We start from the raw sequence: 22,200 nt of genomic DNA, 5'->3' as shown, positions 1-22,200 counted from the left end.
AAAGCTGATAGGATAGCTCTTATTCAGGGTTGGCAGGCTCTGTTTCCTATCTACGGTATCAGCTAATTTTTCTTCCTGTATTGATAACGTTAATGCCATTAAACCTTGTGGTTGGGCAGCCATGAGATACGGCACTAGACTGCCCTGGCTCTCCTTTCCCATCGAAAAATGTTCCTCCTAGCCGGTAATCATCCTTATCTCCCAGCGCAGCACAAGAGTTCCAGAACTCTTGTGTGTTAGATTGGTATGCGGCATTACTAAGCATACCAACGATTTTACCGTTTTTTATTTCATAGCACAGTTGGCTGCTGAACTGAAAATTGTAGCGTTGGTGATCGATAGAGGAAGTGTTACGGCCAAGCATATAAATACCTTTTTCTACATCTTTGATTAAGTCGGCAGCACTCATTTTTACTTTTCCAGGCTGTAAGGAAACATTAGGCATACGCTGGAACTGAACATCTTCCCAGCTTTGGGCGTAGCTGCATCCCTGAGACTCGGTAAGGCCAAGCATGTGAGCCTGATCTCTGGTGGCTTGCAGGCCGACCAAGGTGCCGCCTTTTACAATATCCCATTGCTTGCATTTTACACCTTCATCGTCATAACCTACCGCTCCTAAAGTATCGGGCTGCGTTTTGTCGGCAACTAAGTTAACGATAGGGCTGCCATAGTTGAAGTTCTCGGATTTAAGCTTTTCTAATGTCAGGAAGCTGGTACCAGCCATGTTGGCTTCATAACCTAATACCCGGTCAAGTTCAGTAGGGTGTCCCACCGATTCGTGTATAGTCAGAAAAAGCTGACTTGGGTCCAGTACCAGGTCATATTTACCCGGTGCAACGGGTTTGGCCTTTAGTTTCTCAGCTAAATTGGCGGCCGCTTCCCTGGCGTCTTCCAACATGTCATAGCGCTTCTTGTAGGTAGTAACAACCCCTCTTACTTTTTCTTCTTCTTTTGGAATCAGGTACTCATACCCTTTCCCAATAGGAGCACTTAAAGCATTCCTGCTTTCAAACCTCCCGCTTTGGGAATCTGTTTTGGTTATTGTGAAAGTTGGCCAAAGGCGGTGTATGTTCTGATCGATGTAGGAGCCTTCGGTAGAGGCAAAATACTTTTGTTCATTGATCAGGAAAAGAGAGGAGTTGGCATAATTTGCCCCACCCTTGACCCCTTCATTGTTTACGGCTAAAAGCAAATCTACTTTCTCCTTTACCGGAACTTCAAAACCATTGACCTCGATGGGAGTTTCCCAGCGTACCTCACCATATCCTTCTTGAGGGGCCAACTGGACAGGCTCAGCCATCAGTTTTGAATTTACCTTGGCAAGTGCAACTGCCTGTGCGGCTGCTTTTGCTATGTTATCTTTGTCCAGGTTATCTGTAGCCATAAACCCCCAGCACCCGTTTACAAGTACCCTGATTCCCATACCAAAGGATTCTGTATTGCTAATGCTCTCTACGTTTTGTTCCCTGGTGATAATAAATTGGTTTAAATATCTTCCAATGCGTACATCAGCATATGAAGCGCCATTGGTACGTGCTGCATTAAGAGCCACATCAGCTAACTGCTTCTTTACAGCTATATCAACAGGTACTATAGCATCTTCTAAAGGTATTTCGTGCCCTAAAAGAGGAATGCTTGGCAATAGAGAGGCACCAATTCCCATTCCTGTTAGATGCAAAAAGTCTCTTCTCTTCATGTTGAGTTTTTCAGGTAAATGTTTAAAGATTGATCAAAGACAGAGTGAGGGCAAAGTAAAAGTGAAGCAGGAAATTTTTTTTCTGTAGTTGAAGTTTAATAAAAGAAAATCTTGTCTGTCACTGATCACCTGCTGATTGTGCTTTGGGTGTTTTTTGATCGCTTCGGAGGGTAGGATATTGCACGCCTAACTGCTCTAGATAAGTACTGTATTTAGTTGGATCATAGTAGTATTTCTTCATTTCCGGGCGAAACTCTTCCATAATCTTAGTATTAAGCTCAATGGCTGGCTTATCCGTTTCTGAAATAAAAGGGGTGTATTTTATGTCCTTAGTTTGCACATTGGTGAAGTATGTCCAGGCACTTTCGATAATTTCCGGCTTTACCAGCATATCCAGTAACGTTAATGCTTCTACCTTTGCTCCGGCTGTCACTCCTTTATGGGCGATAGGTGTTGCCATGGAAATGGCATTTGCCCAATGGTGGCCTGGCAGGCCAGGTATGTTGGAGGGAAATCGTAGCGTAACAGTCGGAACATTCCATGTTATATCGGCAATGTCGTCTGAACCGCCTCCTACAGAGAACTTTACCGGAGTACCGAGTGGATTTAGTTTTGTGGCAAGTCCTGTTGCCGGCTTTTTGTCATTGCCTGCTTTAGATGCACTCACTTCCTCCTGTACTGCTTTTGCCAGTGTTTGGTCTTCTTCACTCCATACCGGCAGACCTACTGCCTTTATGTTTTCATACATGGTCTCAGCAATGGGTTTATTAAAGTGTCTTGGCCAGGCACTGCCCAATATGCGGTAAGACATTTTCGTTCCTGTCATCAAAGCGGCTCCCTCTGCTATTCTAATAGCGTCCTCGTACATATTCTTGACTTTAGGATAGGTACGATCACGCAAGAAGTACCATACAGAAGCTTTGGAGGGTACCACGTTAGGTTGATCTCCTCCGTTCGTGACTACATAATGAGAGCGTTGCGTAGGCTCCATGTGCTCACGATGGTAATTCCACCCTACGTTCATCAGTTCTACAGCATCCAAGGCACTTTTGCCCCTCCATGGAGCACCAGCTCCATGGGCAGCTTCCCCCTCAAATGAAAATTCCACAGACACAACCCCGTTAGCACCGTCGTCTCCGTAGTTAATCTTGAAGTTGTTGTCTACATGCGTAAAAATACAGGCATCAACATCTTTAAAGTAGCCGTCTCGCACAAAGTATGCCTTTGTCGCTACCTGTTCTTCGGCTACTCCAGGCCACAACAACAGTGTGCCCGATAAGCCCTCTTTTTCCATTAGCTTTTTAAGTGCCAACACTGCCGTTACATTCAATGCCTGCCCGGCATTATGGCCTTCTCCATGGCCGGGAGCTCCCTCTACAATGGGGTCATGATAGGCTACTCCTGGTTTCTGAGAAGCTTTTGGTATGCCATCAATATCACTACCTATGGCAATGACAGGTTTACCAGAACCCCATTTGGCAGTCCAGGCTGTCGGGATACCTGCTATGCCTTTTTCTATAGTAAAGCCATTCTTTTCCAGAATATCCGTCAGGTAACGCGATGTCTCTTCCTCCTGAAAGCCAAGCTCTCCAAAGCTGAAAATCATGTCTACCATCTCCTGGGTGGACTTTTTCTGATTATCAATTTCTGTGACCAGTTCTTGCTTCATCGCCTTGAGCTTTGCCTGCGATACTTTTTTTACCTGTGCAGAAGTGAAATGTGGTATAACCGAGAAGGAGCCAAAGAGGCAGGCTGTTAGGAAAGCCAGCCAATTTTTTCTTCTAAACATTGTATAGTACTTCTTCATAATATGGTTTGTAGGTTAGGTAAAATTTTGAAGATGCTACAGCTCATCACTTGCATAGGAATGCTTAAAGCTGCCAAATACTATGAATACCTGATTGGTTAAACTGCATCAGAAAGAGAAGTAAACGTAAAGTCTCGAATCTTCATGGGAGGGATAATCATGTTACCACTTCGGACAGGCTTTCCTAGCATTTCAAGGTTATTTAGCATGATGATAGGACTTTCGTTGAAGCGAAAATTTTTAATAGGAAATTTAATCCTGCCGTTTTCAATGTAAAAAGTACCGTCACGGGTTAATCCGGTAAGCGTTAAGGTTTGTGGGTCAACCATCCTGGTATACCAGAAGCGGGTTACTAAGACTCCTTTTTCTGTTTCTTTAATGAGGTCTTCTACAGAACCTTCTCCACCTTCCATAATAATTGCAGTAGCAGCAGGTTTTGGTTTAACTCCTTTTTTATCAGCCCAATACCGAGAATAACTCAAGCTTTGGACCACACCATTCTTTACCCATATGTTTTTATCTAAGGGCAATCCCTCATTGTTCCAGGTAGGTGAGGGTAGTTCCGGATGTAGCGGATCAGAGTAAATAGTTACCTTTTCATGAAAGAGTTGTTCACCAAGCCGTGTGCTTCCTCCCTTTTTACTCATAAAGCTTCGTCCTTCATCAGCATTACGAGCATCAAAGCCATTCATCAGAAACCTTAGTAAACCACTCGCTGCCAATGGCTCCAGAATAACAGTGTATTTTCCTGGCTCAATAGCCTGGGCACCAGCAGAAGAGACGGCCTTATGTGCTGCGATTTTGGTTTGAGCTGCCGTATCCAGTCTAGAAAAGTCATGAAAACTTTGGCTTATATGTCCTGACCCGGTTCCTTCCTGGTTTCTGACAGTTACTGAAAATGAAACGTCTGTTTCTTTATAGTAAGCAAAAAGGCCCTTAGAATTTTGTATAGCTACAAAGCTTGTTGTATTGTTTAGAAACCCTGCGGCTTCCAGATTAGCAGCTTTCGTTATACTTATGCTTTTAGCTACTGCTTCAGCGCGATCTGCCGAAGAAACAGCTGCCGTGGTAGGATTAAAAGTGATAGCCTCTTGGTATGTTTGAGGGCCTAGTAGAGGCATATACTCAGGGTTCTCCGGAGACAGCTTTGCCAACTCCTCAGCTCTGGACATTACTCTTTCCAGTGCCGTATCGTTAAACTCGTTTGTAGTAGTAAAGCCTGTTTTTTTTCCAAAAGTAGCGCTTACACTTAGAGTTGTTTTATCTTTTTCACCGGCCGTTGAAACAGAGTTTCCTGCAGATCGAATATTGCCCTCTATAGAACCACTTAATGTTACTTCACACTCATCAGCTTTAGAAAGCTGCAAGGCTTTATTCAAGATAACCTGTGATGCTTCTTTGCTTAAAACAGCCATATATCAAAAACAATTTAAGTTGATACATCTTTTACCCTGGTTTTTCTCTTTGGTAAAAGAGGCAAAAGTTTATATTTAAAGCTACTATAAAAGGATATTAACGCCTTTGCACCCACAACAGTACGGTTAATGCTAAGTTGGGCTCAGGGAATAAAGTAAATGACTTGGGGCCCTTATATAAAAGCATGCTCAATGATATGCTCACAGCATAAGAGGGGCTTTGTTAAAACTCCAGGTCAACCAGAATTTTGGCTAGTTTAAAACAACTAAAAAATAAATTGATGACTAAATTAATAATTTATTATTAAAATGGAAATATTAATGCTGTTTTTTTATTTTTTTGCTGTAAAGAGATGTGTTTTGAAATGAAATGAATCTGAATTTAATCTTGTGTTAAAGTTATTTATCTCAAAAATGCTCTTCAATATATCATAACAGCTTTAAGAAGTTACAGAAATAAGGCTATACAAGTATGTTATACTTGATTATTTTATTTAAAAATTTGCATCATAATTTATTAAATTTTAACATTGTTGCATTGAAAGTCATAATTATTTTTACATTAATAATGTAAAGGCATAACAATGCTTTTAGAGAGACATCGACTATTTACTTCATAAGACAATAGTAGCCTTTGAACATGGGAAGTAGTGTGGTTTGTGATACCCCATATGGGTAAAGCTCTAAGTGCTTTTGCAGAACATGTACATACCTGCACAATGAAAGCAGTATTCATTTAATACCCAGATTGACTTTGATAACTCCTTGTTCAAAAGCAGGTGAGATTATTTATAAATATAGAAATTCATGGTTTTGGAATAATAGCATCTTTAGGTTTTCTTTCAATAAGAAAATATTAGATGCTGACTGAACGGCTTACTTAGTCGTGCCGAAACCAAGTTGCTGAATTTAACCTGATTTCCTGAAGAATAAGGATAGAAAGAGCAAAACAGCTTACTTAAGATGCTTAGCAAAATGTGATAAGGTAAGCTTACATCCTTTACCCTTCAGAGGGAGATTTAATTTCTAGTTATAGATTTTTTTATCAACTCAAAGTCTTTTAACTCCTATGAAGTGTAAAAACTTTTACTCTATTCTGTTTAGTTTACTAGCGTTTTCTTTATTGCCTTACTCTATAGTTGCTCAAAGTACTGAGGAACTACAGAAAGAGATATCGTCTTTAAGCAGGCAATTAGCAGGCTTGCGCTATAATTTTGACCAACTCAATAAGGCCATTGATGATATTGCCTGGTATCATAAAATAGGCGATGTTGCTTATGTCGATAAGGTAAACATGACCGGGCCGCCTCCCAGAGTGGTAAAGAATCCTACCGGGCAGGGAGCCAACAATCCGGTTCGCTTTAGTTCTTATGTGTTTATCCCCAAAAATATAGATACCAACAAGAAGTACCCTTTATTAGTGCTTCCTCATGGGGGAGTACACTCAAATTTCAATACTTTCTATGCCCACATTATCCGGGAGCTGGTAGCGCAAGAATATATTATAGTTGCGCCTGAATATAGAGGTAGTACCGGATATGGGAGAGGGTTCTATGAGCAGATTGACTATGGTGGGTTAGAGAACGAAGATGTAAAAGCAAGCAGAGACTACATGCTGGAGAACTATGAGTTTATAGATGGAAACCGTGTGGGAATTCTAGGTTGGAGCCATGGCGGGATGATTACCTTGATAAATATTTTCGAACATCCGAAAGACTACCGTGTTGCCTATGCCGGAGTGCCTGTTAGTGACTTAGTAGCCAGGATGGGATATAAAACGCAGGGCTATAGAGATGCATATTCTGCTGACTATCATATCGGGAAAGATGCCTTCGAGAATGTGCAAGAGTATAGAAAGCGATCTCCGGCCTGGAACGCAGCAAAGTTACAGACACCGCTGCTCATTCACACCAATACCAATGATGAAGATGTGAATGTACTTGAGGTAGAGCATCTGATACAGGCATTAAAGGCAGAAGATAAGAAGTTTGACTATGTAATATATGAAGATATTCCGGGTGGCCACACCTTTAATCGCATTGATACTAAAAGAGCGAAAGAAATTAGGTTAGAAGTATACAAGTATTTAGCAAGTTACCTAAAGCCAGGTAATGCTTTTAAGTCTTATCGGGATTTAAAGAAAGCAGGCTATAGATTTTAAGGATTTAAAGCGGGAGCGGCGTATGGAATATGAAGTTAGATATGCCGGAAAGCTCGCAAGGCTTCGTATTTTTTCAATAATCTGACAGATCCCATTTCTTATACCGAGCTATATGCGCTATTTTGCTATTTATACAAAAAGACTTTGTCTGATCTTGTCGTGTTTCTATTCACTGTCACTCTTAGAGAGTACAGCTGTAGGACAGGGTGTGCCACTTTTTACAGGAGAACTAGCTCCAGATCAGGGGTATGTAAAGAATTATCTGCAAAGAATAGCTGAGGAAACTGGAGCTCCCGGTGTTTCAGCGGCAGTGGCAGTAAATGGAAGAATAGTCTATTCGGGAGGAGTTGGTTATGCAGATTTAGATAATCAAGTTCCGCAGGACGGAAAGACCATTCACAATATTGGATCCATTTCCAAAGCCTATGCAGTAGTAGCTATCCTGCAACTGGTTGAGAAGGGGATGATTAACCTGGATGATGAGGTTCAGAAATACCTGCCATACATGCCAAGGAAGCAAAAGCCTATTACAATCAACCAGATCCTGACCCACACATCCGGAATGAGGCACTACACAAAGAAGGACCAAGAGAATCATAATGCCAAGCGTATGAGGCATTACGACAACTATGAAGAATCTACTACTATTTTTCGTGACGACTCGCTCCTGTTCGATCCCGGTGCCTATTATTCATACTCTTCTTTCTCCAGTGCCTTAATGCATGGTATAGTGGAACAGGTAAGCGGCTTGGGGTTTGAAGATTATATGAGGAAAAATGTGTGGCTTCCTGCTGGCATGCTTACTACCTGCTTTGATGTGCCAGCCAGGATAATTCCTAGAAGAGGTAAAGGATATGTAAGGGACAGCAAAGGTGTTTTGGTAAATGCCCCTTACGAAGATGTAAGCTATAAGTATGCTAGTGGGGGCATTATTTCCACTCCGGAAGACATGGTGAAGTTAGCCTTAGCTCTGAACAAGGGGATACTATTAAAGCCAAAATCGCTTGCAAAGATGTACGAGCCTCAGTTTGACAAGAACAAGAAAGCATTCAATCCTACTGAGCAGAAAGAGCCGCTTGGCCAAGGGCTTATATGGTGGAGTGGACAGGATAACTTAGGTCGAACCTGGTACGGGCACAGCGGATCGGTAAAAGGCACAAATTCTTTTCTTATGAATTTTCCTGATGAGCAAGTGGTAGTCGCTGTTCAATTTAATACATATGTTTCTAACGTGACGGAATATGCGTTGGCATTAGCTGAAATGTTTTTAGCAGAGGCTGGCCTAAAGGCCAGTCGGAAATAGCGTGTAAGTTAACAATAGTATTGTCTGGTTTAAGAGCAAAGCTTTCTCTTAAACTTAATGTTTAACGTGCATCAGATTAGCATAAAATGGTTGCAACTAACCTTTTTTCCTTTGTCATGTTGATTTTGCTCTTAAACTTAATACTCTCTAGTATTTATTGTACTATTACATATTAATGATTTTTACATATTAATATGTGGTTTTTGTTATTGATACTGATAGGTTAGTTACATGTTTAATTATATATTATTATAGGTATTAAAATTAAAATTTGGCAAAAATTATTGTTTTGTAATGATATAATATTTATTATTATAATATTAAATATTATATAACAAATAGGAGCTTTTGCTATTGAAACAGTAATAAGCTGGAATTCCTCTGTCTGTATTTTATCTAACCACTTTCACCTTTAATACAAAGTTTATCATGAACAAAAATTTACTTTTGGTAGTGTTTGTATGGTTACTGCATTGTAGCTATGCTATAGCACAAGGCCTTACTGTATCTGGTAAAGTTACCTCACAGGATGATGGGGCAGCTCTTCCTGGAGTTAGTGTCGGTTTAAAAGGGACTACTACAGGTGCTATTACAGACATAGAAGGTAATTATCAACTTTCTGTTCCTGAGCAAGGCGGTACACTTATTTTTTCTTTTATAGGTATGGTTTCCAAAGAAGTTGTGATAGGTAACCAGTCTACTATCAATGTGACTTTGGCATCAGATGCGGAACAACTACAGGAAGTGGTTGTGTCAGCTTTAGGCTTCAAAGAAGATAAAGATAAACTTGGATCCACGGCTGCCACCGTAAGAGCAGAAGATATAACGCGTTCTGGGGAAACAGGAGTGATAAACGGCTTGGCTGGACGTGCGGCCGGTGTACAAATCAATCGCTCTACTGGTGATCCAGGTGCCGGATCAAATATCCAAATCAGGGGACAAAACACGATCACTGGCTCAAACCAACCTTTGGTAATTATAGACGGTGTGCCCATGAGTAATAACACTATTGGTGATGCAAGGGGAGGTGTTGCCCAACAATCCCGCTTAAATGACATAAATCCGGAAGATATTGCCTCTATGCAGGTGTTGAAGGGGGCTTCAGCAGCTGCTTTATGGGGCTCCCGGGCAGCCAATGGCGTAATTGTTATTACTACTAAAAGAGGAGCAGACGACAGCAAAATTAATATTTCGTATAGTACAACGGCTTCATTTGACCAAGTAAACAGGCTGCACCCCTTGCAAGAGTCCTATGGACAAGGCTCTAATGGTATTTACAGTCCAACGTCATCCTATTCCTGGGGTGATAAAATTGCGGATCGCTCTGGAGGTGCAGATGAAGTAAATATGAATGGAGCACGATTCGAGGCCTATAATGGTCAAGTCTATTATCCAATCATTCAAAAAAACTCAAGAGAGACTTATGTGGATGAACGGGAAGATGCTGTTTTCAGGACAGGTACCTACTTTGATAACAATCTTAGTTTAAGTGGAGGCAATGAAAAAAGTAACTTCTACATGAGCCTAGGAGATTTACGTCAGAAAGGAATTTTTGCCGGACAGAGTGATTATAAAAGAACTTCTGTTCGTTTCAACAGCTCCAGGCAGTTTAATGAAATTATCAGAGCGACCACCAATGCAAATTATGTGCGAACCTCTTCTAACCGGATACAAAAAGGAGACAACGCAGCCGGTTTATATATTGGTATGACCCGTACCGCTCCTGATTTTGATAGTCGCTCATGGATAGGCGATTATTTTTCTTCTCCTACTGCCTCCGCTATACCTAATAGGCAACGAGCTTACAGAAACCCATTAGGTGCTTCAGCTAATCCAGGTTATAATGATCCCCTTTGGGTAATCAATGAGCAAACCAATACATCAGAAGTTGATCGTTTTCTTGTAAATTCAGAAATAGTTATCAGCCCCCTAAACTGGTTTGACATAACAGCTCGTGGCGGTATTGATACTTATACAGACAGGCGCATTACTAACTTCCCAGTTTCGGATGCCTCAAATTCTGGACGTGGTCAGTTTGAGGAACGGACAATTAGAGAAACTGAGCTGAACGGAGATGTAATTGGCCGGGTTATGAGAGATTTTGGAGCAAACGTGACAAGCACGTTTATTTTAGGTTTCAACGTAAATGATCGGAAATACTATAACCAGGGAGGTGTAATGAACAACTTTATTATACCTGATGCCCCTGCAAATTTTGATAACTCTATCAGGGAAAACAACTATCCATATACAAGTACAACTCACAGACGAATGGCACGATTGTATTCCAGCCTCAATCTGGGCTTTTATGATCAGTTGTTTGTTAATGTTGCGGCGGCAGGTGAGTCTGGATCAACTTTCGGAAGTGAATCAAAGTCTACTTTTTATTATCCTTCAGCAGATGTGGCTTGGCAGTTTAACCAGCTTTCAGGCTTAAACAATAGTAGTATTCTTTCTTTTGGTAAATTGCGCACGGCCTATGGGGTGGTTGGTATACAGCCAGATGCCTATCAGAACACAACACCTTATATTAATGCTTCCTTTAGCGGTATTTATGCAAATCCGATAAGTGGAACAGGGTACGGCGGCGCTTATGTCCAAAGCGCCTCACAAGGTGATCCTAACCTGAGACCAGAGCGAAAAACAGAATGGGAAATAGGTACAGATTTACGTTTTTTTAATGATAAGCTCTCTGCCAGTCTAACCTACTATCAAAATAAAATAGAAGATCTGTTATTAAACGTTGCCGTCGCAGGTTCTTCCGGTTTTAGTAGCAGATACACGAATGCAGGTAGTATGGAAAACAAAGGTCTTGAAGTTGATCTTAACTTCAATGTGTTGCAAAAGAAAGACTTTAGCTGGAATGTTTTTGCCAACTGGAGCCGTAATAAAAACAGGGTAACGGATTTAGCAGGTACAGATAATATCGTATTAACCGGTGGAGCTCTGGCTACTGTAGCACGGGTTGGTTATGCATTGTCATCTTTTTACGGGGGAACAGCTTTGCGCAATGAAGATGGTTCTCTAAACCTAACTGAAAATGGCTTTCCCCAACTCTCTCCCGAACTTACCATCATCGGGGATCCAAACCCGGACTGGCGAGGTGGTTTTGGTACGAATGCCTCTTATAAAGATTTCTCTCTGAATGTACTGTTTGAGACTTCGCAGGGCGGAGATTTTTATGAGGGTACCAGAGGAGTGTTGGTGAACTTTGGAACACATGCTGATGTAGGCAATGAAGTTACTCTTAGCCAGGATATGTACAACTACGCCGGGAATATTATACCTGCAGGTAGCACAGTACGCGGAAATATTGCTGATTTTGGTGCTGGTCCTGTGTTGCTAGACCAGTCCTGGTATACTACGCTGGGGGGGCATTCTGGCCAGATGACAGAACAGTTCGTGAGTGACGGAAGCTGGACACGCATCCGGGAAATAACCTTAGGTTATACCTTGAATTCGGAAGGTTTCCGCAATAAGACAAAGCTACAGGGGATCAATTTTGCCGTAACGCTCCGTAACCCTGTCCTATGGACAAACATAGAGGGTGTTGACCCTGAAACAAACGTTTCCGGTGTTGGGAATGCACGTGGTGTAGACTACTTCAATAACCCAAGCACAAGATCATTACTATTTAGTATTAAGTTCAATTACTAATTCCAGCTCAGAAAAAAATGAAAAGAATATATAAACCTGTTGTAGCAGTTTTGGTTAGCCTACACTTGCTCTCGTGTGAGAAGATTGTAGATGACTTAAATGTAGACCCTAATAATCCAACTGACGCTCCTGCTAACTTCGTTTTTACAGGGACTCAGATAGCTAACGTGGCAGTACAAGAAGGACAGGCAAGCAGATTAAGCCTTATCTGGACAGGATATGGAACGGGCATTTTTCAACAATACGGAACCTGGTATACATATTCAATTACAGCTAGTAACTTTGATGATGACTGGAATAATGTTTTTACAGGTACCAATAAAAATGCTATAATAGCTATTGAGAAAGCTGAGGCGCTGGGCAACAGAAAAATGGCCGGCATAACTAAGATTGTTCAGGTAAACTCATTGGGTACAGCCACTGAACTTTGGGGAGATATTCCGTATGAGGAGGCTGGGCTAGTAGATAATCCCATATTTGAAAATCAACAGGAGTTATATCCGAAGCTAATTGCACGGCTGGATGAAGCCATTGCTGATTTAGAGTCGGGTGTTGGAACAGTAGGGGCCGAGGATATCCATTTTAGTGGTGATGCAATCAAGTGGATTGAAGTTGCCAATACACTGAAGGCTCGCTATTACATGGATATCAAACAATACGATGCTGCCTATGCAGCTGCTGAAAAAGGTATCAGCGCCTATGCTAATTCCTTATATGCTCCACATGGTACAACTCCTAACGTCAATCAAAATCATACCTACAGTTTGTTAACTGATGTAAGAGCAGGCAGTATAACGGCTGAAGGGGCATATAATGCAGAACTGCTAAATCCATCTAGCGCTATGTATCGGGGTAACCCCAAGACAGATGAAACAGCTCGTTTCAAATATTACTATTTAGAAAATGGAGTTAATGCACCAGGCGTAATTGAGCCAAATACGCTTACTACTGCTTCAGCCAGAGGTTTTTTTGCAATGGATGCGGACTTCCCTATGGTTACTTATCAGGAAAACATATTAACTCTAGCAGAAGCAGCTTTGCGTTCGGGTAAAGGTTTCGACATAGCATTAGGTCATCTTAACACATATCGTAATTTTTTGGACATGGGAGGATATATTGATCCAACTTACCAAAACAGCGCTACACTTAACTATGAACCTTATGTAGCCGAGGACTTTGCGGTGGGTGGTATTGAGAACACAGATGGCATATCTCCAGAGGATGCCCTGTTAAGAGAAATTCTACAAGAACGCTATGTTACGTTTTATGGTCAGCACATTGGTTGGAACGATGAACGACGTACTCGCAGTGAGGCCTATGGCGTTAAGCTACAGCCAAATAATGGAGACCGCCTGCCTAGTAGATTCATTTATTCTCAGAATGAGCTTAACTCAAATAACAACAGTCCGAACCCGACTCCTAGCTTGTTTGATCCAATATATATTTATCAATAAACATCAAAATGATCAGCTTCATTGCTCATAGCTTTTGCAATGAAGCTGATCATTCATGGGAACTCTGTTTGCTATAGGCCTTTAGGAGAGGTAATGAAAAGCTTATGTAACACTAGTTGTGTAAAGTAGAAGGGGCTTAATAGACTATGTGCAGGTGGAGCGAAGTATTTCTGCCTGAGTTTAGATGTAGTTATCAATGTATCTACTTTGATATTTGAAGTTAAAGGTAATAAGCCAACAAAGCATGTTTAAAATGAGGAGCTTTTATTTTCTTTTAAAAGTTAGCATAATGGCTTTTAATTTGTTTTTCAAAACAAATTTAGTTGCGGCAGTACCTGTTAAGTTTGATTCAGTTGAGGTTACTATTACGGAAGGAACCAATATGGCTGTAGATTTATCCCCTGATAAGGAAACCATTGCTATGGATTTGCAAGGCACTATTTGGGTAGTACCTGTACAGGGAGGGAAGGCTACAGCTTTAACGGATGCTTTAGGCGATAGCCGCCAGCCCGTGTGGTCTCCAGATGGAAGTAAAATTGCTTTTCAATCTTACAGAGATGGAAACTATCATATCTGGTCTGTTGATAAAGATGGTACTAATCTTCAACAAATTACTGTTGGCGTTTATGATGAGCGAGAACCCTATTGGGCACCTGATGGTCGTAGTTTGATATTTTCTTCTGATCGTTCCGGAAATTATGATATATGGCAAATAGATTTAGCTTCCAATCTGCTCAATCAATTAACCAACGATCCTGCCAATGATTATTATCCAGCCTTCTCAGCTGATGGTAAACAAATAGCTTTTGTCTCAGAACGAAAGAAAGCACCTGGTGTCTATGTACTCAATACAGAAGGAAATGAGCAACTGCTTGTTCAAAGCGAAGCTAGGTTAGCGGCACCTTCTTGGTCTAGTAATGGTGCTCAGATAATTTATAATTTTCTTTCAAAAGGAGAAAGTGTGCTGCAAGCTGCTCTCTTAGGCGATGGTGGAGGACAAGCACTTACGGCGCCTGGAGAAGATGTGTTTCCCTTCCGAGTGAGTTGGATATCGCCTGAGGAGTTTATTTATACCGCTGATGGTAAAATTAAACGCCGGAAAATTGGAAAAAAAGAAGCTGACTTTATTCCCTTTCAGGCTACTGTTACATTGAGCCGGGAGAATTATGCGCGAAAGAAATATAACTTTGATACTCTCGCTCCTCAACCTGTAAAAGGTATCAGGAGTCCTGTCGTTTCACCGGATGGAAGACAAATTGTTTTTACTGCACTAGGTGATCTCTGGATGTTAAGGAAAGGTGAAAATGAACCTGTCGCGCTTACTAATGATCCATTTATAGAAATTGACCCAATATGGTCACCAGATGGAAAGCAATTAGTTTATACATCAGACAAAAACGGCAATATGGACATCTGGGTAAGAGACATGTCTTCTGGTAAGGAACGATGTGTTTTAAACTTAAAAGAGAGTCTCAAGTTTCCTGTCTGGTCGCCTGATGGTAAAAAAATAGCTTTTTATCAACCTGCTCCAAATGGGTATGGTCGTGTTCTGCTGAACATGATAGACATACATTCTGGAGAGATAGTAACTATAGATGAGAATTTATTTGATGGAGGAAGGGCCTCCTGGTCGCCAGATAGTAAACATGTTGCTATTTCAGCTGTACAATCCTACTCCTCCAGATTTAGAGAAGGAATAAGTAAGATTATGCTTCTTTCTTTAAATAAAGAAGTAAAGCAATTTGTAACACCAGTACCTGATGTTTCTTTAGGTACTCGCGGAGTAAATGGGCCAATTTGGTCACCAGATGGTCGTATGATGGCTTATACAATGGATGGAGTACTGTGGATTGTTCCAGTTGATGAAAAAGGACAGTTGATAGGCCCTCCTGAGCGCTTAACAAAGGAATTAGCAGAAGCACCTAGTTGGACAGCTGACTCAAAAAGTGTTGTCTATTTGGCTGTAGATACACTTAAACAGGTTTTTCTTGCAGATGGAAGAACTGAGCGCTGGCGTTTGAGTTTAACCTGGCAGTACCCAAAGCCTAAAGATAGATTGGTAGTTCATGCTGGAAAAGTGTTTGATGGTCAGACGGACTCATACCTTGAAGATGTTGATATCATCATTACAAAAAATCGGATCAAAGAAATATTGCCCCATCAGGCCGACCGACAAGGTAAACTAGTTGATGCTTCTACCAAAACAGTTATTCCTGGTCTTTTTGAAATGCACACGCATCAGAATGCGACTTTTGGAGAGCCGTTAGGAAGACTATGGCTGTCCTACGGTATAACCTCTATTCGGGAGCCTGGTACAGATCCTTATGACGGCATTGAGCGAAGAGAAGCCTGGGCCAGTGGACGACGAATAGGGCCTAGAACCTTTATCTCCGGAGGTCATATGGAAGGTAACCGTATTTATTACAACAGGAATGTAAGCAGTCCTTCCGGCGGCGCATTGGAGTTAGAACTTAAGCGTGCTGTGCAGCTTGACTATGATATGATCAAGACGTATGTACGTATGCCAGACTTGATGCAGCAAAGAGTGGTAGCCTTTGCCCACAAGCATGGGATACCGGTCTCGTCTCATGAAATTTATCCTGCTGTAAGCTATGGAACAGACGGAGTAGAACATATGGGAGCCACCAGTCGCCGTGGATACTCTCCTAAACTTACAGCCCTTAATAATTCTTACCAAGATGTAATTCAGTTATTGGCAAAGTCAGGCACTAATATTACCCCAACTGTTTCGCTTCACGGAGGTTTTTCGGCAATAGCCCTAAGCAATCCAAGTTTATTTGATCATCCACAGTTCAAAGCTTTCTTTTCTGAAGAATTAATACCAGAGCTGAAGAGCAGAGCAACAAGAACTGTTGAGGGCAACCCTCATTTTCATAGTCAATACAAAAATATACAAAACTCTGTTAAAGCGCTTCTAGAGGCAGGTGCGCGTGTTACGCCAGGAACAGATTCACCGCATATACCAAATGGGCTTAGCCTACAAGTGGAACTGCAATGCTGGGTTGATGGGGGAGTTAGTCCTTATGAAGCTTTACGTGCGGCTACCTTGTGGTCAGCTGAGGCAGTTGGGGTAGGGGCAGATCTTGGTACGATAGAAGCTGGTAAGCTAGCTGATATGGTTATTGTGGAGGGTGATCCTTTAAAAAATATCAAAGATGCGTTAAATGTACAGATGGTGATCAAGAACGGGGAAGTACATAAAATAGAAGACCTGCTTAAAAGGCCTTAGCCCATATGGTTGCGCAGAAACAAAACTAAAAGTGTTGCTCAGGGGCAAACTTTATGCTCAGGGGCAAACTTTATAAGATGCAAGAACTACAATACTGATACATTTCATGAATATAAAAACTACTCTGTTAAGCATTCTGTGTTGCTTATCACTTAGCGTTATTGCTCAAAATAATCCTGATAAAGAAAAGATTTTGGCTTCACTTGATAAAGAAACAGCTTCTTATGCAGGAGTAGCCAAAAAGATATGGGAGTATGCTGAGCCGGGTTATCTGGAAGATAAAAGCTCAGCTTTGCTACAAGAGCGGTTAAAGAAGGCTGGCTTTAAGATAACACCAGGAGTGGCTGAAATTCCGACGGCTTTTGTAGCAACATATGGTAGTGGAGAACCTGTAATAGGAATACTGGCAGAATATGATGCATTACCAGGTTTGTCTCAGGTAGATGCTCCAGAGAAAAAAGCGGCCGTTGCAGGAGCTGCCGGACATGGCTGTGGTCATAACTTGTTTGGAACAGGGTCTGTAGCGGCGGCAGTAGCAGTAAAGGATTGGCTAAAAAACTCCGGCACAAAAGGGACCATCAAAGTTTTCGGGACACCTGCCGAAGAAGGAGGGTCAGGTAAAGTATACATGGTAAGAGCTGGCTTGTTCAATGATGTTGACGCAGTATTGCACTGGCACCCTGCTGACCGAAACCTGGCAAATGCCTCCTCTTCTTTAGCCAACAAATCTGGGAAGTTTAGGTTTCACGGTGCATCCTCACATGCTGCGGCGGCACCTGAGCGGGGACGCTCTGCACTGGATGGAGTAGAGGCAATGAATAATATGGTGAATATGATGCGTGAACATGTTTCTTCTGATACCCGAATCCATTATGTAATTACCAAAGGAGGAGAAGCCCCCAACGTAGTTCCTGCTTTTGCCGAGGTATACTATTATGTGCGGCATCCGGAAATGGATGAGGTAAAAGAGACATGGGAACGTGTGGTAAAAGCTGCGGAAGGAGCTGCTTTGGGAACAGGAACTACCATGGAGTATGAAATAACAGGAGGTGTTTATAACACGCTTCCTAACGAGGTGCTTTCAAAGTTAATGCATGCAAATCTTTCAGTTGTAGGTGGCGTTGATTACACAGAAGAAGAAAAAACTTTCGCAAATAAAATTCAAACGTCTTTTATTGCCGATAAGCCTGCATTAGAGTCTGCTCAGGAAATACAACCCTTTAGAGTAGAAAAAATAAGAGCTGGCGGAGGCGGATCTACAGATGTTGGAGATGTAAGCTGGACAGTACCTACAGCCGGACTTCGTACGGCTACCTTTGTGCCAGGCACACCAGGGCACAGTTGGCAGGCTGTAGCCGCAGGAGGTACCAGCATAGGTACTAAAGGTATGATGGTGGCAGCTAAAGCCATGGCACTCACTGCATATGATATTTTTAAAAACCCTGCTGTCGTGAAAGAAGCTGAAACTGAACTAGTGCAGAAGCAAGGTAATGCTTTCAAGTATGAGGCTCTTCTGGGTAATCGTAAACCTGCACTGGATTATCGCAAATAATACTAAGCTATAGTTCTTTTCACACAAATAATTTATCTATAATTAAATGAGAAAGTTATTAGTTCTTTTACTTATTGCTTTGTCAGGGAGTGTTCAGGCCCAGACCTTTTCTCCTAAAGAGATCAAAGCTTTTAAAAAGGAAGCAAAGCAAATTACTATCATTAAAGATAAATGGGGTGTTCCGCATGTATATGCCAAAACCGATGCTCAGGCTGTATTCGGAATGAGCTATGTGCAATGTGAAGAGTTCTTTGAGAAGGTGGAAGCATCACTGATCAACAGGCTTGGCCGTCAGGCTGAAATAGATGGTGAATCAGCTATTTATAAAGATCTCTGGTCGCGCATTTATACAGATTCTTTACGAGCAAAGGCACTGTACAAAGAATCACCGGAGTGGCTTCAGAAGCTTTGTGATGGGTTTGCTGATGGTATCAATTTTTATATGGTTACTCACCCTGAAAAAAAGCCAAAGCTCATCACACGGGTAGAGCCATGGATGTGCCTGATGAACAATATTCCTTCGGTAGGTGGTAGCAATGTGGACGAGGAGGATTTCAAAGCTTTATACTCTCAGAAGGCTCCTCGATCAACCTCCTTTGCACCCATGAAAGAAGTAGATGAATTTAATGAACCAGCAGGCTCTAACGGGTGGGCAATAGCACCTTCGCGTACTAAAAGTAAAAATGCAATGCTTTTAATTAATCCCCATTCTGCATTCTATGGGCGTATAGAAGTACATGTGGTAAGCAAAGAAGGGCTAAACTCCTATGGAGCTCCTTTTAATGGGCAGTTTAGTATATTTCAAGGGTTTAATGAATATTTAGGTTGGATGCATCCGGTATCTTTATCTGATGCAAAGGACTTGTATGCAGAATCGGTTGAGAAGAAAGATGGAAAATATTTCTACAAGTACAATGAAGCACTACGCCCAGTAGATAGCACGGAGATTACGGTTCCCTACAAAAAGGATAATGAAATACTCAACCGTACGTTTACAGTTTACCGCACGCACCATGGGCCAATAGTTTCTATATTAAATGATAAATGGATTGCTTTAAAAACCATTGATGCAAATATTGACTTGCTTGCCATGCATTGGGAGAAGATGAAAGCTAAGAATTTTGAACAGTTTAAAGCAGCTATGAACAGGCGTGCCATGACCGGAAGCAACGTTGTGTATGCAGACAGAGATGGAAACATAGCATACTGGCATGGCAATTTTGTTCCTCAAAAAGATCCCTCACTAGACTGGAAACGCCCGGTAGATGGAAGTACGGATGCTACCGAATGGAAAGGAACTTATTCCCTTGACGAAATTCCTCATTATAAGAATCCTGCAAGTGGCTGGCTGCAAAACTGTAACTCAACTGTGTTATATGCTACTGGGTTGTATGATACATTGATGAGCAATAAGCCTTTGTTCATGTTGCCTGACGGGCAAACGCCAAGGGCAATGAATGCCGTAAGAGTACTTAATAAAGTTCAGAACGCCACAATGGATGATGTCATAGAGGCTGCTCATGATCCTTATTTGCCAAATGCAGCACGTTTTATTCCTGATCTTATTGCGGCTTATAATAACGTAACTACTGACACTTCTGAGCTTGCAGGTCCAGTTCAGGCGTTAAAAGCATGGGACTTCAGAACCGACACTGGTTCAGTAGCAACTACATTGGCTGTGATGTGGATTGAAAAGATCATTGAGCTAAACGTTGCCAGTCTGCCAAAGCCACTTACAATGGAAGAAAGATATTCGACTACTAACGGTGCGGCAGTTTCAACCAATACCCTTTCAGAGCAGCAACTGGTAGATAGTTTTAAGGCAGTTGTTTCGGAATTGCAAAAAGACCATGGCACCTGGAAAGTAAGCTGGGGAAGTGTTAACCGTTATCAGCGTAACCCGAACGGACAAAATGTAAGTGATGAAAAAGCAAGTTGGGCTGTTCCGGCTACACCAGGTTACTTAGGTTCATTAAATGCCTATGTAAGTAAGAAAGCTCCGGGAACAAAAAAACGATATGGTGTGACGGGTAATACATTTGTGGCTTTAGTTGAATTCGGAGACAAGTTAAAAGCCAAAACAATTTTAACAGGCGGTGCTAGCTCAGAGCCAGATTCACCACATTTCACTGACCAAGTAGATGGTTACATTAATCATAACTATAAAGACATTGTTTTTTATAAAAAAGATGTAAAAAAAGGGGCTGAAAAGGTTTATCATCCGGGGGAGTAATTTGGGATTTGCTAGAAGCTTAAAAAGGAGGTGAATTAGAGTCCTACTTTAGTTGGGCTTGAATCCTCCTCAAGGAGAATAACTAATAAGATTATTATGAAAAAGTCCGCTTTAGTATTTGCAATTGCAGCATTTCTCATGACAAATGCTTTTGCTCAGACTCCTATACAAATTAAAGCATCTTCTACAAGGCACGGACCGGAAAATGGGACCCTTATCATTATTGGAGGTAATGTGGGGCACACAGCCGCAATCTGGAACAAGTTTGTTGAACTGGCTGGAGGAAAAGATAAAGCAAGGATAGTGGTGGTTACCACTGCTTCAGGAGACTCTGCGGCTTTTGATACACGAGACATAGAAACTGTCAAAAAGGAAACCGGAGTGAAGCATGTTACTTTGCTACATACAAATAATTTAAAGGAAGCTAACAGTGATAAATTTATTGCACCATTAAAACAAGCGACAGGAGTTTATTTTGTGGGTGGCCGCCAGTGGAGAATAGCTGATTCCTATTTAAATACACTTACTCATCAAGCTTTCTTTGATGTACTGAACAGAGGAGGTGTGATTGCTGGTAGTTCAGCTGGGGCCAGCATTCAAGGTTCTTTCCTGTGGAGGGGTGATACAAAAGGAGCTGATATTTTGATAGGTGACCACACTCAAGGGCTTGGTTTTTTAAAAAACTCTGTAATAGATCAACATCTGCTTAAACGAAACAGACAGTTTGATCTGATCAAGTTTATCAAGCAATCACCAACATTTATAGGCATAGGGCTGGATGAAGCAACTGCTGTGGTTGTACAAAAAGATACCATGGAGGTAATAGGAAAATCCTATGTAGCTGTTTATGACTACAATACAATAATAGCTTCCGAGGACAAGTCCCGTGTAGATATCAATAAAGGCTCTACTCTTTCATCAGGACCTTTTTTCTTCTTAAGCGAAGGACAAAAATATGATTTAGGGAAAAGATGTATTATAGGTAAAAATGTTGAGAAGCCTGCTGAACCTTCATCCTACAACAGATAGGTAATGCACTAAGCCATAACCTTTGGTGATGCCCGGTGTATCAAGCTGTAGATTTAGCTGTACTATATACATGAATATCTAAAATTGCCGCCAGAAAGATTTATATACAACCGTATCCTGCTCATGACCGCTAAAAATTGCCTGATGCTTGAGGGCAATGCGGCTACTTTGCCTGCCCTTCCCTGCGGGAGCGCTTCTGCTCCTGCTGGATTTTAGCCGGTAAGCCTTGCTTTGTTTTCTGCTGCTGCCTAACCTTTGTCTCCTGCTTTGGCTCCTGCCTTAGGATCGCCTCCCTCTTTACGGGCTTCATATGCTCGCCAAACACATTGATGGTCTTGTACTGCGGGCTGGCCTCAATGAATCTCTTGGTTTCCTGCCCCTCCACCAGGGCCGTCACCTGCTGCAGGTCGCCTAGCTCTGGAATTGCAATGTTTTACTGGAGGCTTTTTTTCAGGCAGCCATACTTTGTTGGTATAGCCATTGTTCATACTGGGAAGGAGTCAGGTAGCCTAATGCTGAATGCCTCCTTTTTCTGTTGTAGAAACCTTCGATGTATTCAAACACGGCCAGCTGGGCTTGCTGTCTGGTGGCAAACCTGTGGTGGTACACCATTTCTGATTTCATCGTCTTAAAGAAGCTTTCT

General features: G+C 41.7%; 13 protein-coding genes. 8 read left to right on the top strand and 5 right to left on the bottom strand.

Annotated features, from left to right (window positions below):
- Positions 1-58: 58 nt before the first annotated feature.
- From LN995_RS19895 to LN995_RS19885, 3 genes are all read right to left on the bottom strand, one after another.
- Positions 59-1,696, bottom strand: a complete 1,638-nt coding sequence (locus tag LN995_RS19895) for a TldD/PmbA family protein (protein WP_229962844.1) — start codon at positions 1,694-1,696, stop codon at positions 59-61.
- A 118-nt stretch (positions 1,697-1,814) separates the two neighbouring features.
- A complete protein-coding gene (locus LN995_RS19890; RefSeq protein WP_229962843.1) occupies positions 1,815-3,503 on the bottom strand; it encodes an amidohydrolase in 1,689 nt (562 codons plus the stop codon).
- Positions 3,504-3,601: 98 nt separating this feature from the next.
- On the bottom strand, positions 3,602-4,918 hold the full coding sequence (locus LN995_RS19885; RefSeq protein WP_229962842.1) for a TldD/PmbA family protein: 1,317 nt from the start codon (positions 4,916-4,918) through the stop codon (positions 3,602-3,604).
- Positions 4,919-5,987: 1,069 nt separating this feature from the next.
- On the opposite strand from LN995_RS19885, the gene LN995_RS19880 reads away from it, so the two are divergent.
- The 8 genes from LN995_RS19880 (at position 5,988) to LN995_RS19845 (ending at position 21,557) form a co-directional block, all read left to right on the top strand.
- A complete protein-coding gene (locus tag LN995_RS19880) occupies positions 5,988-7,079 on the top strand; it encodes an alpha/beta hydrolase family protein (protein ID WP_229962841.1) in 1,092 nt (363 codons plus the stop codon).
- A gap of 208 nt (positions 7,080-7,287) precedes the next feature.
- Positions 7,288-8,382: a serine hydrolase domain-containing protein gene (locus tag LN995_RS19875; RefSeq protein ID WP_229962840.1), complete on the top strand. Its 1,095-nt coding sequence runs from the start codon at positions 7,288-7,290 to the stop codon at positions 8,380-8,382.
- 429 nt (positions 8,383-8,811) lie between these two features.
- Complete coding sequence (locus LN995_RS19870; RefSeq protein WP_229962839.1) at positions 8,812-12,039, top strand: SusC/RagA family TonB-linked outer membrane protein; 3,228 nt, start codon at positions 8,812-8,814, stop codon at positions 12,037-12,039.
- 17 nt (positions 12,040-12,056) lie between these two features.
- Positions 12,057-13,493, top strand: a complete 1,437-nt coding sequence (locus tag LN995_RS19865) for a SusD/RagB family nutrient-binding outer membrane lipoprotein (RefSeq protein ID WP_229962838.1) — start codon at positions 12,057-12,059, stop codon at positions 13,491-13,493.
- A gap of 289 nt (positions 13,494-13,782) precedes the next feature.
- Positions 13,783-16,743, top strand: a complete 2,961-nt coding sequence (locus LN995_RS19860) for a DPP IV N-terminal domain-containing protein (RefSeq protein ID WP_229962837.1) — start codon at positions 13,783-13,785, stop codon at positions 16,741-16,743.
- Positions 16,744-16,849: 106 nt separating this feature from the next.
- On the top strand, positions 16,850-18,295 hold the full coding sequence (locus LN995_RS19855; RefSeq protein ID WP_229962836.1) for an amidohydrolase: 1,446 nt from the start codon (positions 16,850-16,852) through the stop codon (positions 18,293-18,295).
- A 46-nt stretch (positions 18,296-18,341) separates the two neighbouring features.
- A complete protein-coding gene (locus LN995_RS19850) occupies positions 18,342-20,528 on the top strand; it encodes a penicillin acylase family protein (RefSeq protein WP_229962835.1) in 2,187 nt (728 codons plus the stop codon).
- A 96-nt stretch (positions 20,529-20,624) separates the two neighbouring features.
- Positions 20,625-21,557, top strand: a complete 933-nt coding sequence (locus LN995_RS19845; RefSeq protein ID WP_229962834.1) for a cyanophycinase — start codon at positions 20,625-20,627, stop codon at positions 21,555-21,557.
- A 163-nt stretch (positions 21,558-21,720) separates the two neighbouring features.
- Here the strand turns inward: LN995_RS19845 and LN995_RS19840 are convergent, their stop codons facing one another.
- Together LN995_RS19840 and LN995_RS19835 are read right to left on the bottom strand one after the other, a co-directional pair.
- Positions 21,721-21,954: a hypothetical protein gene (locus LN995_RS19840; protein ID WP_229962833.1), complete on the bottom strand. Its 234-nt coding sequence runs from the start codon at positions 21,952-21,954 to the stop codon at positions 21,721-21,723.
- Between the two features lie 53 nt (positions 21,955-22,007).
- Positions 22,008-22,200 (bottom strand): IS3 family transposase (locus LN995_RS19835; RefSeq protein ID WP_229962832.1); only part of this gene is annotated, 193 nt, incomplete at its 5' end.

This window comes from Pontibacter silvestris (genome assembly GCF_020907275.1).
GTDB classification, from domain to species: domain Bacteria; phylum Bacteroidota; class Bacteroidia; order Cytophagales; family Hymenobacteraceae; genus Pontibacter; species Pontibacter silvestris.
The sequence above is the reverse complement of the archived record's forward strand: the minus strand, read 5'-3'. Positions and strand labels throughout refer to the sequence as shown.